Source organism: Muricaecibacterium torontonense (genome assembly GCF_004793925.1).
GTDB classification, from domain to species: Bacteria; Actinomycetota; Coriobacteriia; order Coriobacteriales; family Atopobiaceae; genus Leptogranulimonas; species Leptogranulimonas caecicola.
This window is the reverse complement of sequence record NZ_SRYE01000001.1, coordinates 515,104-530,460: the sequence shown is the minus strand read 5'-3', so window position 1 is coordinate 530,460 and position 15,357 is coordinate 515,104. Positions and strand designations below refer to the sequence as shown.

General features: G+C 61.3%; 12 protein-coding genes. 3 read left to right on the top strand and 9 right to left on the bottom strand.

The window, feature by feature from the left end:
• Window positions 1-329: 329 nt before the first annotated feature.
• Complete coding sequence (locus E5334_RS02180) at window positions 330-1,796, top strand: ATP-dependent DNA helicase (protein WP_167604262.1); 1,467 nt, start codon at window positions 330-332, stop codon at window positions 1,794-1,796.
• Here the strand turns inward: E5334_RS02180 and E5334_RS02175 are convergent.
• Window positions 1,768-2,523 (bottom strand): class I SAM-dependent methyltransferase, encoded by a 756-nt coding sequence (locus tag E5334_RS02175; RefSeq protein WP_167604261.1) that lies wholly within the window; start codon window positions 2,521-2,523, stop codon window positions 1,768-1,770. The two genes, E5334_RS02180 and E5334_RS02175, sit on opposite strands and share 29 nt — an antisense overlap.
• A gap of 169 nt (window positions 2,524-2,692) precedes the next feature.
• On the opposite strand from E5334_RS02175, the gene E5334_RS02170 reads away from it, so the two are divergent.
• The gene (locus tag E5334_RS02170; RefSeq protein WP_275438882.1) at window positions 2,693-4,552 is read left to right on the top strand and encodes an elongator complex protein 3; all 1,860 of its coding nucleotides are present in this window, start codon (window positions 2,693-2,695) and stop codon (window positions 4,550-4,552) included.
• Window positions 4,553-4,645: 93 nt separating this feature from the next.
• On the opposite strand, the gene E5334_RS02165 is transcribed toward E5334_RS02170, so the two are convergent.
• From E5334_RS02165 to E5334_RS02155, 3 genes are all read right to left on the bottom strand, one after another.
• Window positions 4,646-4,969 (bottom strand): hypothetical protein, encoded by a 324-nt coding sequence (locus E5334_RS02165; protein ID WP_136011954.1) that lies wholly within the window; start codon window positions 4,967-4,969, stop codon window positions 4,646-4,648.
• 212 nt (window positions 4,970-5,181) lie between these two features.
• Window positions 5,182-6,333 carry an N-acetylglucosamine-6-phosphate deacetylase gene (nagA, locus tag E5334_RS02160; protein ID WP_136011953.1) on the bottom strand — a complete coding sequence of 384 codons (1,152 nt, stop codon included), beginning with the start codon at window positions 6,331-6,333 and terminating at the stop codon, window positions 5,182-5,184.
• 149 nt (window positions 6,334-6,482) lie between these two features.
• Entirely contained in the window at window positions 6,483-7,640 is a 1,158-nt protein-coding gene (locus E5334_RS02155) for a hypothetical protein (RefSeq protein ID WP_136011952.1), read from the bottom strand.
• A gap of 176 nt (window positions 7,641-7,816) precedes the next feature.
• On the opposite strand from E5334_RS02155, the gene E5334_RS02150 reads away from it, so the two are divergent.
• Window positions 7,817-9,088, top strand: coding sequence for a helix-turn-helix domain-containing protein (locus tag E5334_RS02150; RefSeq protein ID WP_136011951.1), 1,272 nt, complete (start codon window positions 7,817-7,819; stop codon window positions 9,086-9,088).
• 143 nt (window positions 9,089-9,231) lie between these two features.
• Here E5334_RS02150 and E5334_RS02145 read toward each other — a convergent pair whose 3' ends face one another.
• The 5 genes from E5334_RS02145 to E5334_RS02125 form a co-directional block, all read right to left on the bottom strand.
• Window positions 9,232-9,411, bottom strand: a complete 180-nt coding sequence (locus tag E5334_RS02145; protein ID WP_136011950.1) for a hypothetical protein — start codon at window positions 9,409-9,411, stop codon at window positions 9,232-9,234.
• A gap of 82 nt (window positions 9,412-9,493) precedes the next feature.
• On the bottom strand, window positions 9,494-11,629 hold the full coding sequence (locus E5334_RS02140; RefSeq protein ID WP_136011949.1) for a Wadjet anti-phage system protein JetD domain-containing protein: 2,136 nt from the start codon (window positions 11,627-11,629) through the stop codon (window positions 9,494-9,496).
• A gap of 236 nt (window positions 11,630-11,865) precedes the next feature.
• Window positions 11,866-12,867 (bottom strand): ROK family protein, encoded by a 1,002-nt coding sequence (locus tag E5334_RS02135; protein WP_136011948.1) that lies wholly within the window; start codon window positions 12,865-12,867, stop codon window positions 11,866-11,868.
• 66 nt (window positions 12,868-12,933) lie between these two features.
• Window positions 12,934-13,926: a D-alanine--D-alanine ligase family protein gene (locus tag E5334_RS02130; RefSeq protein ID WP_136011947.1), complete on the bottom strand. Its 993-nt coding sequence runs from the start codon at window positions 13,924-13,926 to the stop codon at window positions 12,934-12,936.
• A gap of 3 nt (window positions 13,927-13,929) precedes the next feature.
• Window positions 13,930-15,201 carry an aminotransferase-like domain-containing protein gene (locus tag E5334_RS02125; protein WP_136011946.1) on the bottom strand — a complete coding sequence of 424 codons (1,272 nt, stop codon included), beginning with the start codon at window positions 15,199-15,201 and terminating at the stop codon, window positions 13,930-13,932.
• Window positions 15,202-15,357: the final 156 nt, after the last annotated feature.

The following is a 15,357-nucleotide window of genomic DNA, read 5'->3' as shown; positions in this document are numbered from 1 at the left end:
GCCTCATCTCCCCACCTCGGCAAAAAAGCAGCCCACCCGGAGGAAGGTGGGCTGCTCGGGGCTGGAGGCGATGAACTGAGGTGAACTGAGCTCATACAATTATTGGGGCGCAACTACTGGGGTTAGAGTTTTGTCCCAAGACTCGAGTCTCCGGCTGGCGAGCTAAACCATTGGCCGCCGTCCATGTATGTCCGTTCGTTGATTAGAGCATACGAACAGTTGTTCTTATAGCAAGGCTGAGTCACAATGGAGACCTAAAACCGAGCGCTCTAGGTGCTCCTGCGATAGGGTTAGTAGACATTCCCATGCCCGTGAGAGGAGGGCGCCAAGTGGCAGAGAAGGCTTCAGAAAAACGAGCCTGCGCAGATGCAGAGCAACAGGCTGCCATCGACGCCATCCTCTCAGGGGAAAACGTCTTTCTTACCGGCGGGGCCGGCTGCGGCAAATCCTTCGTGATTGAAGAAGCCTTGCGCCTCCTGCGCAAAAAGCGACGCAATGTTGTGGTGTGCGCCCCTACAGGCATCGCGGCGCTCAATGTTGGCGGCACTACAGTGCACAGGGCCTTTAAGCTGGGCCTTGGAGTACAGGGGCGCGGCACGCGCCTTAGGGTGAGAGAGCCCATCTCTCAAGCAGATGTAATCATTATTGATGAGATATCCATGCTGCGATGCGATCTTTTCGATGCGGTGTCCACCATCATGCGCAAAGTGCGCCCCAGGCCTCAATTGGTGGTGGTAGGCGATTTCTCCCAGCTGCCTCCTGTGGTTGCCGGCGATGACGAAGCTCATCTCAAAGATGAGTATGGCATGCTCTACCACGGTCCCTTTGCGTTCCAAGGGCGCCGCTGGCAAGAATGGGACTTTCATCCCTTTATCCTCAGGGATCATCACAGGCAAGCAGACCCTTCATTCTTGGATGCCCTTACCGCCATTCGCAAGGGAGACCCTTCCGCCTGCCAATGGATAAGCCAGCATGCCTGCGATGAGTATATTGAAGGAGCTCCTTACATCGCCTCTACCAATCGCGTGGTAGACAGGATCAATTCCCGGCGACTGAGCGAACTCTCCGGGAAAGCCCATACCTTCAAAGCGCGCACCACCGGCTCCTTTGGCTCGGTTCATCCAGTGGACGAGACCATCACTCTCAAGCGTGGGGCACGAGTGGTGTGTTGCAAGAACGACCCTGACGATGCCTTTGTAAACGGCTCCATAGGCACTGTGATTGGATTCCCTGCAGACGGTCAGGTGCGCGTGGAGCTTGATAGCGGAGACACCGTTACCGTCGAAGCGATGAAATGGAGCGCTCTGGACTACGAAGAGGATGAGGAAGGCGGCCTTCGAGAAGTTGAGAAGGGCACCTATACACAAATACCCTTGAGGCTGGCCTGGGCCATGACTATTCATAAGACCCAGGGGCTCACTCTGGATTCTATGAATCTCGACCCCCATTGTTTTGAGAAAGGCCAGCTCTACGTAGCCCTTTCAAGGGTGAGATCTGTGAGCGATCTCTATCTCACCTGTCCTATAGATCCCACTTGGCTCATGGTAGACCCCGAGGTGCGCGCTTTCACGCGCCAGGTGTGGAACATCTCACAAAGCTGGGACCCTGAGGCCCACGCTTATAAGACCCAATGGAGAGAACCCGAGAAAAAGCTTGGCACTGCCACCAGCACTCAAAGGAGTGTTCGCAACAAAGAGAGCCGTGAGCGCTCAAAAGTCTCTCAACCCAAAGCGTTTGGGGCTGGACGCACTGGGCCTGCGAGCAAAGCTAAGGCTCGAACACCACATAGCGATTAAGGGTCCCAGAAGACCCATCTGCAAAGAAGCGCGCTCTTTCCTGCACTGGGCCCATAAGGCTATCGAGCTCTTCCTCATCTACGTGGTGACAAAAACGGACTACCTCGGTACTCCCTTGCCATCCCAGCAGCCAATCTTTTGGCCCAAAGCTGTCCACCAACTCTGGCCATCTTTTGCGAGCTTCTAGAGTTACCTGCTGCGCCTTTGTGGAGAGACGTCCGTCATCCATAAAGCGCCAGCAGGCAACGGCCGCCACCCCGCCCGGAGCCAAAAGGGAGCTTAGACGCTCTATCAATGCATGCCTCTGAGAGGCAAGAGGAAGGTGGTGTATAAGGCCAAAGCATACCGCCACATCAAAGTTTCCCTGCCACTCCACTGGAAGCGGCCCGAGAGAAGCGAGGTCGAACGAAGCCGTGCGCACCCCCTCTAGTCCCATCCCCTCTGCCACCAGCGGCAGACATCTGTCCACCCCTAACGCTTCAAAGGCCGCTTCTTGAGGCAACTTCCCTTTGAGCCATGTCTCAAAGCGCAAGTTCCCGCAACCTAAATCAATGAGACGAAGCGGGACTCCTTGGGCTGCACGGGTCTTGGCAAGAGGGGCAATATAAGGCAGCAGCAACTCCCAACCTTGCCAGCCTTGCTGGCGTGTAGCCGAGAAACTTGCAGCCTCATGCTCGTAAAACTGCGCAGTGAGTGAAGATGCCAATGCCGCCTGGGCACTATCCACGAGTTGCCCCTTTCTTTGATGAACGATGAGGGATGTATCTGGTGCTTTGGGGGTCTGCAGCTTAACCGCAAGCTACCAGAACCCACGCAGTTATACTAGCGTGGCCTAGAGGCTGGAGCCTAAGAAGATTTCTTATATAAAACACACTGTGATGTAAAGGGGAGGAGCCATGACACTCACCTATAAAGAGCGTTTGGAGCAAGCTCTCCTAGAGCTTGCCAGACAACTTTCTTGCCAAGAGGGCCAGCTTACCGAGAAGGAGTTCCTTAGGCTTATTAGACAGCAAAACACGGGAATTGTGGCGCCGGATGCGCCTGTGAAAAAGAGAGCGCTCCTCCCCTACTACCTGCACCAAGACGAGCTTCACCCCGGCATTTGGCAAAAGAAGGGCATCAGTGAAGCCTTGGAAGCGCGCATCAAGGAGCAACTTCGCGCCAAGCCTCGCAGAACCGCTTCTGGAGTAGCCACGGTCACCGTCATCGCAAAGCCTTGGCCTTGTTCTGGCAACTGTCGCTATTGCCCCAACGACTTGCGCATGCCAAAGAGCTATCTGGCTGACGAGCCCGCTTGCCAGCGAGCCGAACAATCATTCTTTGATCCTTTCTTGCAAGTCTCCGGAAGGCTGCGCGTACTTAGAGACATGGGCCATCACACCGACAAGGTGGAGCTTATCGTACTGGGTGGCACCTGGACAGACTACCCCGCCCCCTATCGCGCCTGGTTTGTGCGCGAGCTTTTTCGCGCCCTCAACTGCGCAGGTTCACCGGAAGAAAGGACGTTGGCGGCCGAGCGCCGGAAGCGCTACCTGGACGCGGGCTTCTCGGCAGATCCAGTAGGCTGTCAAAAGCGTGTAGCAGATCTGCAGCCGCAGGTAGATGCCGGTCTCCTCAGTTATAACGAAGGTTGGAAGCGCCTGTGGGCAGAAGATGAGGGTTGGCATGAGCTTGCGCGTGCGCAAACCGCCACCCTTGAAGAGGTCGAGGCCCAGCAGCACATAAACGAGCAAGCACGTTGCCGCTGCGTGGGCCTCTCCTTCGAAACGCAGCCCACTGCCATTAGCGCGACCTCTCTCGAAGAGATGCGGCGGCTCGGCTGCACAAAAGTGCAGATTGGCGTGCAGTCGGTGGACTTCCAGCGCCGGAGCGCCAGCAATAGGCCCATATCCGATGCCTCACTTGAGCAGGCCTTTGGACTCTTGCGCCTCTTTGGCTTCAAGATCCACGCGCACATTATGGCGAACCTCCCAGGAGCCACTCCAGAACAAGACAAGCGCGACTACCTGACTCTTGTCACTGATCGCGCCTTCGAGCCAGACGAAGTAAAGCTCTACCCCTGCGCACTTATCCGAGGCACCGCCCTAGAGCGCGATCATGCAAAGGGCTTGTGGCAGCCCTATAGTCGAGAAGAGCTTTTGGATACTCTGGCCCAAGATGTGCTTGTCACGCCACCTTTTGTGCGCATCTCCCGCATGATTAGGGATTTTTCTGCCCAAGACATCGTGGCGGGCAATCGCGAAGCCAATCTGCGACAGGCAGTAGAAGATACCGTGAACGCCTATGCAAAAGCCCAAGGAGTATCTGTCCAAGAGATTCGCATGAGGGAGATCGCGGGCGAGCAACCATCGGCAGACGAGCTTTCCATGAGCACCTACGAATACGAGACGCTGGTTTCCTGCGAGCGTTTCCTCTCATGGACCACTCCAGATGGATCCATTGCAGGCTTTTTGCGCCTCTCACTGCCCCACCCCCAGGAGGCTGAGGCTGTTCTAGGCTCCCCCGACGCCATGATCCGCGAAGTACATGTATACGGCCGCGTTTCTGAGCTGGGGCTTAAACAACCAGGCGCCCAGCATCGAGGTCTAGGGCGCACTCTGGTGGAAGAAGCTTGTCGTCAAGCTGCCGAGAAGGGCTATCCCGCCATCAAGGTGATCTCTGCGGTAGGCACGCGTGAGTACTACCGAGGCCTTGGTTTTAAAGATGCGGGTCTTTATCAAAGAAGGGAACTTCAAACGGGTAATTTACCTGCTTGAAGTTCCCAGATGTCCCAAATAAAAAACGCCTCTGCCCGGCGTTGCGCAGCGGGCAGAGGTATTGCCAAATAAAAAAGGAGAGAAGTTCCTGGTTTACTTGAGGTCTTCCTTGGCGGCGTCGACGCCAGCCTTGAGATCGTCTGCGGCGATATCTGCCTTGGCACTGTCAACCTCGGCCTTGGCACCTGCCTTTTCTGCAGAAACGCCCACTTTGTCGCCAGCCTCGCGGGCAGCGGCACTCGCCTTGTCGGCGAAATCGTGAGCCTTATGAGCCAGATCCTCAGCGCCATCGGCTACCTTATGCGCGCCTTCTGCGGCCTTGGAACCCAAATCCTTGACAGCTTCTGCGGCATCTCCACCAATTTCAGAAGCCTTGCTTGCGATCTTGTTGCCGATCTCGTTGAAATCAATACCCATAGTAGTGTCCTTCCACTGCTGAGGAGCGGAACGCCTGCGCGACACCGCTTTTTGCTTGACAGGTCTATACCCCTCGATAAATGAGAGACGCCCCGGAATGCCCAAGGGGAGAAAACGGAGGTCTTCTCCGCAAGGCCTTCACGGGGCGCCTTTCAGAAAACTCAGAAGTGACACTGGGAGAGTGGAAGGACTCGCAGACGCTTTTCCCTGCCTTAGAGCGCGCTCCAGGCCACCTCGCCACCCACATAGGTGGCTTCCAGCTCCATAGAGCTGGTGAAGCAGGCGAGGTCAGCGTCGCGGCCGGGCTTGATGGCGCCGCACACATCATCGATGCCTACGCTCTTGGCAGGAACGATCGAGGCCATGGCCACAGCCTCTGCAGGAGTGGCCAGACCCCAGTCCACCACGTTCTTCACGCATTGGCACAGGCCCACGATGGAGCCAGCCAGGTTGCCGCCCTCCTTAAGGCGGGCCTGACCATCCTTTACCACAATGGGCAGGCCCTCCATCACGTAATCGCCCTCGGGCATGCCGCCAGCAGCCAAACAGTCGGTAATGAGGCAAACCTGGTCTTTGCCACGAGCGCGCATCACCACATTGACAGACACCGGGTTCACATGGTTGCCGTCGCAAATAAGCTCGTCATAGACATTGGGGCAGGTAAGGGCTGCGCCCACCATGCCCGGCTCGCGGTGGTGCAACGGGCTCATGGCGTTATAGGTGTGCACGAAGACCGTGGCTCCGGCATCCACTGCGCAGCGAGCCTCCTCGTAAGTGGCGTTGGAGTGGCCCAGGGCCACGATGGCACCCATCGCGGTGGCCTGAGCGATGAAGTCGGAGGCGCCGTCGTTCTCTGGCGCCAGGGCGATCTTGAAGGTAAGGCCGTCGGCGCACTCCATCCAGTGCTCCAACACATGGATGTCGGGGTTTCCCATATAGGCGGGGTTCTGAGCGCCTTTGTACTTCTCGGAGAACCAGGGGCCTTCCAGATAGATTCCCTGCACGCGGGCGGTCTTGGGCTTGTTCACGTGCGCGGCGGCGATAGTGCAGGCCTCGGCGATGCGCTCAGTGGGAGCGGTAAGGGTGGTGGGGAAGAAGCTGGTGCAGCCGTTACGCACTAGGCCTGCGGCGATGGCGTCGAGTCCCTCAGCAGAGAGATCCATGACGTCGTGGCCGTCAAAGCCATGAATATGGGTGTCTACCAGGCCAGGAGCCACCCAATCGCGCTCGTCGATGCGGTCTGCGTTGGCAGGCATCTGAGTGCTAAAGGCGCCAAAGACGCCGTCATGAACGGTGAGATATCCAGGGCCGGTTGGGCCAGAGGGGAGGAAGAAGGAGTTGGCATGGATAGCAAAGGTCGACATAGGTCCTCCTTGAGCAGCAAAGCTCGGTAATTGACTGGAGTACAGGGCCCAAAAGCCCCACAGGGGTTCTTAAGGGCGCGCGAAGGCGGGAGCGCCAAGGGCCATTGCGCCCGGGGTTTCCTTATCCGCAGTCTAGAACTATGGCGACCCTACTTTACCGATGCGGCCAGCAGAAGCACCTGAACGGCCATGAGGTATGGCAACCCTAAGTAGCTGCAAGGCAGCGCCGCAAAACCATCAAAGGTGAAGCTGCGGCCGGTGAAATGCGGGGCCTGCTCTGGCTGGAGAGCCACCAGCGTGCAGCCGTTGTCTGCGGCAGTCTCATCCATCTCTTGAAGGGCTGCCACCTGGCTTGCGCGATCGTCGTCGGTGCCGCCCACCAAAGCGACGCCCAGCGCATCGTGGAGCGCCTTGTTATCCAGCGCAGCCGACTGCACGTCGCCCAGACGCACCTCGATAGAGCGCTCGTTAAGGCCACAGAAGTTCTTCGCCTCGTCGCGAGCCTCGCGCGCAACCCCCGCGAAAGCAGAACCGTCGCTCAATACGCACAGCGCGTCAAAGGGAGAGAGTGCCAGGCTTGCCAGCGCCGCCTCGTCCATGATGACCTTGTCGCCCATGGCGGCCGCCTGGTTGGCATGGGAGAGCTTCTCGGCCACAGGAGCGGTGTCCAGGCACAGAGTGGCAAAGAGCGCCAGGCACGTGAAGCCCGCCAGCTGCACAGGCTCGCTGTCCACCGGGGCAGTGGAAGCATCGTCTGCAGCAGAGGCGACCAGCGGCAGGGCCACTACCAGACCGTCATCCTCGGGTGCGAGAGCGGTGGCCAGAGGGTCGTCAGAGCTGCAGGTAACCCCCAGCACAAAGAGGTTCTTGGTCTGGGAGCGCACCTGGACGACAGCCGACAAAAGATCCTCATCGTCGCCGCGGGAAAGAGCTACGAGCAGGACGGTCTCCTGATCGCGAACGTAGTCTGCGGGAGCGGAGGCAAGGTCTGCGCAAGAGACGCAGGTGAAGTCGCAACCCTTGATTGGCTGAGCCACGGCAGCGTTGCAGGCAGCTTGTGCAGCATTGAGGGCGAGATCAGAACCCGTAAGCACCACCAGCAGCTGGCCGTCAATGCCGTCTTGGGCCTCGTCGCCGCCCATCACGCCGGCTGCCGCGCGAGCACGGCCAATGAGATCGTTGACGTCTTCTGTCGCGTCGCGGTAAAGCGCGGCCACCTCTCGCCAGAGCGCCGGCTGGCGGCGAATTTGGGAGGCAGGAGCCTGGGCATGGTTGTGAATGAGCTGGATAAGGTCGTGTTCGAGCATGGGTCCTCCCCCACATGGATTACTAAGAACGTCCTTGAGGCAGATACCCGCCGAACACCCCCTCCTTGCGCGCAAACTGGCCAGAAAAGCTGTGGTTGGCATTGTGTGGGCCAGAAATGTGCGGTCACCGTGGCATAGTGGAGGTGCGCCTTTGACGGTGCGAAGAAAGGAGCTTCATGAACACTTCCGACTTCGAAGTGCAGGACCTGCGCGCCTACGACGCCGATCCCCTGCTGGGACAGCGCCTGGCCGCCCTGCGCTCCCAACTACATATGGACGTCAATGCGCTGGCAGCAGCCTCAGACGTCCCCGCCGACATGATCGTTGCCTACGAGTCCGGCGCCGCCCTGCCCGACCCTGCGGCTGCCGACGATCTGGCAGAGGCCTTAGACGTGTCGGTCGAGCAGCTTATGGCCGGCTGGCGCACCCCCGAGGAGGCCGAGGAGCCCATGGTAGGCCCCATCGCCGGCCGCATCCGGGTGCTGCGCGCCTCACGCGCCCTCTCGCGCGAGGACTTGGCCCAGCTCTGCAACGTGACCTTGGACCAGGTGGATGACTGGGAGAGCGGCCACTGGATCCCCTCCCGCGAACAGGTGGCCCGCATCTGCCGCGTCTTTGGTATCACCCGCGACCGCCTCATGATGAACAACGCCCTCCAACTCTCCCAGCAGCTGCAGCAAACCCTGCCGCGCCGCGAGCGCAAGCCGGCTCGCCCCGAGCGCCCGAACCTCGAAGAGGCCCCCGAGGACGAGGCAGCTCCCGCAGAGGCAGAAGAGGTAGAGGCCATCGAGACAGAGCCTGAGGCAGAGGCACGTCCTTCTCGGCCAGCTCGTCGTCCTCGCAAGGATGCCGCTGCCGAGAAGCCCGAGCCTTCCCACGATGAGGCTGCCGCTGAGCCTGAGGCGCCCTCTGAGTCTCCCTCTGCCGAGAAGCCCGAGCCTTCAAAACCTGCCAAGCGCACCCGTCGCCCGCGCACCCAGCGCGCCGAGACTCAAGAACCTGCAGCTCAAACGCTGCCCTGGGATGAGTCGGCGCAAGCGGCCTCAGAGCCCAGCGATGGCCAAGCGGCCATGGATCTCGACGAGGGCGCGGCTCCGGCCGATAAGACAAAGCCTCGCAAGACGCGCGCCCGCCGTCCTAGCAGCGCCAAGGCCGCCAAGCCCAAGGCTGCCGGCAAGGCTGAGGATGCTGCCGAGCCTGCCACCCAAGAGGCCCCGGCTTCTGACGGAGCCCCAGAGGCCGATGCAGCCACCAACGCCGCAGACCTGGGCGAGCGCATCAAGAGCCTGCGCAAGCAGCGCAAGATGACCCAAAAGGATCTGGCGGCAGCCGCCGGCACCTCCACCGGCTCGATCTCTAAGTGGGAGGCCGGCGCGCAGCCGCGCGCCTACATGCTGCCGCGCCTGGCAAAGGCACTGGGAGTATCGGTGGCAGAGCTTAGGGGCTAGGCCTGCAGGGTTGCATCATAAGCGCCCTCTTGCCAGCTCATAGACAACGCCCGTGAGTCGGAATATGTCCAACTCGCGGGCGTTGTGATGTTATCGCAGGCCAAGCGGCGCGCACAGGGGGCTCCCTGCACTTTGAGTCCTCATTAGGCCTGATAGCGGCCCTTTACCAGATACCAAATGATGTAGGCCACAAAGAGCACCACGCCGATGGGCAAGAGGGTGTTCACAAAGAACCTGAGGCCGGTGACGAAAAGGCCCAAAAGGACCATGAGGACGACAAAGACGACGAAGCCTGTGATGACAGACTGCAGGGTATTGTTCATGAAACTCCTTTGGCGTTAAGAAAAGCGTGCATGCAAGTGATTTTACGCCCAGATGCTTTAAGGGGCGTCTGGGCCCTGAGCTTTACGCATGCTCCTTGATGGCCTCGCGCACCCGCGCCTGTTGGCGTTTGCCCAAACCGCGCAGGGTGCGGCCATGGCTGATGGACTCCTGGTCCATAAAGGCTTGGGCGCGCTCATGGTCCCATCCGGGAAGCGCCGCTAAAAGCTGAATCACCGGAATGGAGCGCGCCAAGTCATCCACGGCGTCCATGAGATCGAGGGCAGAGACTTTACCGGCAGAGACGTTGGCCAAGAGACCTTGGCGCTGCTGCTCCGTCTCGCGACGATGCTGGCGGGACGCCTTGGCTTTGGACGCTTTGGGCTGGGGTGGCTCAGCACTCGCGGCTTCTGGCTGCTCGGCAGGGACAACCTCTGGCTGCTCAGAGGCCTCCTGGGGAGAGTCGGGAGTTGCTGGCGCGTCAGCAGCCTCAGCACCCTTGGAAGCGGCAGCTTTAGCACGCGGCTTGCGAGTGCGCCGACGAGTGCGTTTCTCGGGTTCTGGAGCAGCCGCGTCTTCGCCGGTTACTGCCGTCTCAGAGGCTGCGGCGGCGTCTTGGGCGGGAGGCGCGGGCTTCTCGGCAGCCTGAGACGTGGCGGGAGCAGGCGCGGCTTTGGCAGGCGCAGGCTTTTGAGTAGCTGCAACATTTTTAGATTGGGTGCGAGCTGGGGTTTCCTCTTGTGCAGAGGCGGCCGCGGCGGGGGCTTCGACGCGAGAAGGGGCGTTTTGGCGCGCCTGACGCTTGTAGGTGCCCTCGTTGGAGCGGCGGGCGCGGCTGCGCGAGGCAGCGCGCGCGGGTGCAGGCCTGGGTTCCTCGGCGGCGCCGCGGCCCTCCGGAAGGGCCATGGCGGCGTCCACGTCGTAGTCGGAGAAGAGGTCCAGCGCCACGATCTCCTGCTCCAACTTGACGTTTCGCTCCAGCATGTAGGAGACCAGGCCGCGGTAGCGCTCGTACTCCAAAAGGCGCGCCAACAGATCGCGGTCTTTGGAAGTGAGCGGGTGAATGGCCTTGCGGTAGGAGGGGTTGGCCAGCTCGGCGATGCCCATGTGAAACATGCCCACCTCGCAGCCCAAAGTCTCCTCGATCACCCTATGGGCCTTGATGCCCGCATAGTCGATGTCGCCAAAGTGCGCAAACTCCACCTGGGGGTTTTGCTCGTGGATCATGCGCAGCAAGGCGCGATGGCGCGGAGACACCGACCCCTCCGTGTAGATATAGACGTCGTCGCCGTTGCAGCGGCGGTAGGCGTCCAGGTTCTCCACGGTAATGATGCGCTTGGCACGCACGTAGGAGCGGTCGATGTTGGGCAAGTCCACATCGAACATGGAGATGCCGTTGGGCAGGATGGAGGCGTCGATGGCACCCCTATCGGTGATCAGAACGATGGGGCCTTTGATGCAGATGGTCTTAAGATCTGCAATGACTCCCGCATCGGTGAGCGCCCCCTGGTTCGACGAGGCAGAGTTCTTGCGGCGCAGCGTGGAGGCCAGGCGCTTGAGGCCGGTCTTGTCGATCTTCTTGGTGTCGCCGGTCACCAAAAGCGACAGCTCGCGAGGGGTGAGCGGGGCATCCACCTCTTCTAAATACTCGCAGGCTTCCCGGGTGATGCGTGGGTCCACAGGACCAGAGTTGCGGCGCCCCCGACCCCTGCGAGGCCGCGACGACCCACTGGATGCGCTTTCATCCGCACTCTCGGCGGACGGCGCTTCCTCGGCGCCCTCAGAGGAGCCAGGTTCTTGAGCTCCTGCCTCCTCCAGCGCCCCATAGGCCTCAGGCACCTCGGCCTCCGAGGCCTCGTCCTCCTCGGCAGAGGCAGCCTGCTGACGCTCCCTATAGGCTGCCTCCCGCGCCTCCTGCTCGAGCCTGCGCTCGAACTTGGCCAGCTCGGCGGCTGCGGCCTCGAGGTCTTCCAGCACAATGGAGTCCACGTAGGTGGCGCCGTCGCGGCGAGATTTCTTCATGCGCACGATGCGCAGGCTCTCCAACGACTGCACTGCCGAGAAAAAATGCGCTGCCTGCTTGAGCTCTGCCTGGGTGTCCCGCTCGCCATAGTGGGGCAGGATGTCTTGAGGCGCCAGCTCAACAGCCTCGTTATCGTGCGCTGCTTCGTCACACAGGCGCAGCAATAGTTCATATTTAAATGTATCGGTTTGTTTCACGGAGCGACCTCCAAGCCGCCGGTCGAACTACATGGGTGTGCCCCAAGGCACAGTCTCTTAGTGTATACCGCACTATCGCCCCAGGTAAAACGCCCAGCCTTAAAAAGGGTGCCGAGAAGCACAGACCTTCAAAAGACTGGGCGCCCATCTGCAAACACATCATCGAGCCAAGGCTGGGGCGTCAAGAGCCGCCGGAGGCCATTCTGCGAGGTCGCAGCGCGGAGCTGTCGGCGCGCCTAGAGCCCCTCGCGGGTCTTGGCATGGTAGGCAGCACCCACCATGCCTGCCAGGTTGCCCATGGTGGCCTCCACAATGGGAGTGTCGGCGCAAGTGGGCAGCGTGGCGGCTTGATAGGCGGCGACAAGCTCGGGGCCAAAGAGGTCGAAGGCCGCGCTCATGCCGCCGCCAATGACAAAGGCCTCGGGGTCAAGGGCGCAGGCCAGCATGCCCAACGCACGGCCCAAGTAGGCGCTGTACTGGCTGATGGCCCCCCGGGCCACCGGGTCGCCGGTGCGGGCGGCGTCGAAGATAGGCAGCGCATGGGCGTCGTGCTCTAAAGGCACAGGGTCCTCGCCGGCGGCCTCGCAGGCGGCTCGATAGAGATAGACCAGGCCCCGGGACGAGGTGTACATCTCAAGGCAGCCTCTCTGGCCGCAGTTGCACTGGCGGCCGCCTGGCTCCACCACGATATGGCCTATCTCTCCGGCGCCGCCGTTGCGCCCCACCGCCACCGCGCCGTCAAAGACCATGCCGCCGCCCACACCGGTGCCCAGCGTCACAAAGACCAGGTTGCGCGCACCTTCGCCGGCGCCTTTCCACATCTCGCCCAAAGCGGCGGCATTGGCGTCGTTCACCGGGTAGACCTTCACGCCCATGACGCGCTCCAGCGCCAGGATGAGGCCTTCCAGGTCCACATCCACATTGGGAGCCATGAGCAGGGTGTCTTCTGCAGTCACTACTCCGGGGAGCGCCAAGCCCACGGCGGCCACCTGCTGCTGAGGCTTGAGGTTCTCGGCGACGAGGGCCTGGACCTGCTTGGCTGCCTCCAGCACCTCTTCGCCGGTGCGCATGGACTTGGTGCGCACGGCATCCCTGGCCTGCACCACCCCGTCCAAGGTGACCAGAGCCACCTTGACGGTGGTGCCTCCCACGTCGATGCCCACCAGCAGGCGCTCCGGGCCACAGGCGCCGTCCACATCCTCTGTCACACCAAGAATCTCAACCAACGTCTGGGACATGATGCTTCCTCCTTTTAGGGTTTCGCGCAATGCGCATTAGGGGCGTGGACGGCGTGGACGGCCTGATTAGCAGCCGCGCCGGTAGGCTTGCTGCACCATGGAGTCCAGCAGCTCGGGCAGCGAGATCTGGGCGGCGGCAAGGGCCACTGGCACCAGGGAGGTCTCGGTAAGGCCGGGGAAGACCTTGAGGTCCAGCACACGAGGGGCGGCGCCGTCCCACACCATGTCGATGCGGGCCATGTCGCGGCAGCCAAAGGCGCGATAGACCTCGATGGCCGCACGCTCGCAGGTGCTGCGGGCCACGTCTGCCTCGGAGGGGTCGGGCGAGAGCGATTGGGGGCGCACCGGGCAGAAGTAGTGGACTTCTGTGGGGTTCAGGCGCGCGTCGGTGTCGTAGATCCCGTCGGCCACGATCTCCACCGGAGGCAGCACGGTCTCGTCGCCGGGGTCGCCAATGACGGTGACGGAGAGCTCGGCGCCCTCCACCCACTCCTGTACCAGCGCAGTGTCGTCGTAGGCCAAGGCGCCCATCAGGGCCACGCCCAGCTGGTCGGCACCCTCCACCTTGGAAAGCCCCATGGCAGAGCCGCCGCAGCCAGGCTTCACCGCCAGCGGGAAGCCACCCACGCGCTCGGGCATGAGGTCCAGCGCCTTGGCGGCGCCCAGGTTGCGGAAAGCCCCTGCCGGCAGCGCGATTTGGGCAGGCCAGCGCACCACGGAGTCTTCAGGGGCATAGGCACGGGCCATCACGAAGGGCAGCTCGGCCTTGTTCCAGGTGTTGCGGCACACCGGGGGCAGTGATCCCACGAAGGGGATGTCCAAAAAGGTGAGCAGCGAAGGCACCGCCCCATCCTCGCCGCCGGCGCCATGCATGGCGATGAATGCCACGTCCGGGCGCTCGGCGCGCAGGGTGTCTACCAGGTTCTCGTCGGCATCCAAAGGGATCACAGTGTGGCCGGCCTCTTGAAGCGCCTCCACCACGTGCTTGCCGCTGGCCAGGGAGAACCGGCGCTCAAAGGAGGAGCCTCCCATAATTACGGCAACTGTCAGCTTGTCCATGGATTACATCCCTTCGCTTGAGGCCTCAGGCAGAGCCCCTGCCTTGAGGAACGCACGGTAGAGCTCCATACGGTCTGCGATGACTTCCGAGAGGCGCCTGACGCCTTCGCGAATCTTCTCCTCTGGCTCGTAGGAGAAGGCCAAGCGCATGGAGGACTTGCCTTCGCCGTTGGGGAAGCAGTTGGAGCCAGGCACGTAGGCCACGCCGTTTTCCAGCGCAGCCGACATCATTTGCTCGGTGTCAAAGTAAGGCGGCAGCGTCACGTAGACAAAGAGGCCGCCTTGCGGGTGGGTCCAGGTGGCCTCGGGCGGGAAGAACTCCTCCAGCGCCGAGATCATGGCGTCGCGGCGGCTCCTATAGATAGCCTTGGACTTTTCCAGGGTGCCTTTCCAGTCGGTGCGGCCGAAGTACTGCTCGGCCAGAATCTGGTTGAAGGCGCTGCAGCAAAGGCTTGCTCCTTGCTCGCAGAGGTTGATCTTGGCGATCACCGGCTTGGGTGCCACGCACCAGGCCAAGCGCAGGCCCGGGGCAAAGATCTTGGAAGTGGTGCCCAGGTAGATGACGTTGGGGTCCATGGACTTCAAAGGCGGGATGTGCTCGCCCTCGAAGCGCAGGCGGCCATAGGGGTCGTCCTCGATCACCTGGATGTGATACTCGCGGGCCAGCTCCAAAAGCCGTTTGCGGCGCTCCAGCGTCATGGTGACGCCTGCAGGGTTTTGGAAGTTGGGGATGGTGTAGATGAACTTGGCGCCGCGGGGCCCCAGGCGCTTGAGGGTCTCTTCCAGCGCGTCCATGCGCATGCCCTCGCCGTCCATGGGAACGACCTCGACGTCTGGCTGATAGGCCGAGAACGCCTGGAGCGCGCCCAGATAGCTGGGGCCCTCCACGATGATCTTGTCGCCGGGGTTGATGAACACGCGCCCCATGAAGTCCAGCGCCTGCTGGGAGCCGCCGGTGATGATGATCTCGTCGGGATCCACGTGGATATCGTCTTCTGCCAGCATGTCGGCCACCATGGTGCGGGTCTCGATGCGCCCATCCGAGCCGCCATACTGCAAAGACTTCAAACCGTTCTCGGTGACTACGCGCTTGGCGCACTCGGCCACCTCGTCCAGCGGCAGGCTGGAGATGTCAGGGCTGCCGCCGGAAAGCCCAATGACGTTGGGTCTGGATATAGCTGCGAACAGGTCGCGCACGGCACTGCGGCGAAGATGCTCTATGCGGTCTGCGTAGACATCCTCCCATTCGTCAAAACTCAAGTAAGAACTCGCCATAGCTCTCCTTTCAACGCTATCCACTCTATCAGCGTTGGAGCCTCATTTCGCCGCCGAGAAAAACGTCCATCCCCAATGGAAAACTTAGGTGGGGTCAGAGGGGTTTATGAGGGGTAGGATGAGCCCAGACATCCCTTGTAGGGAGGGTGGGTTTGT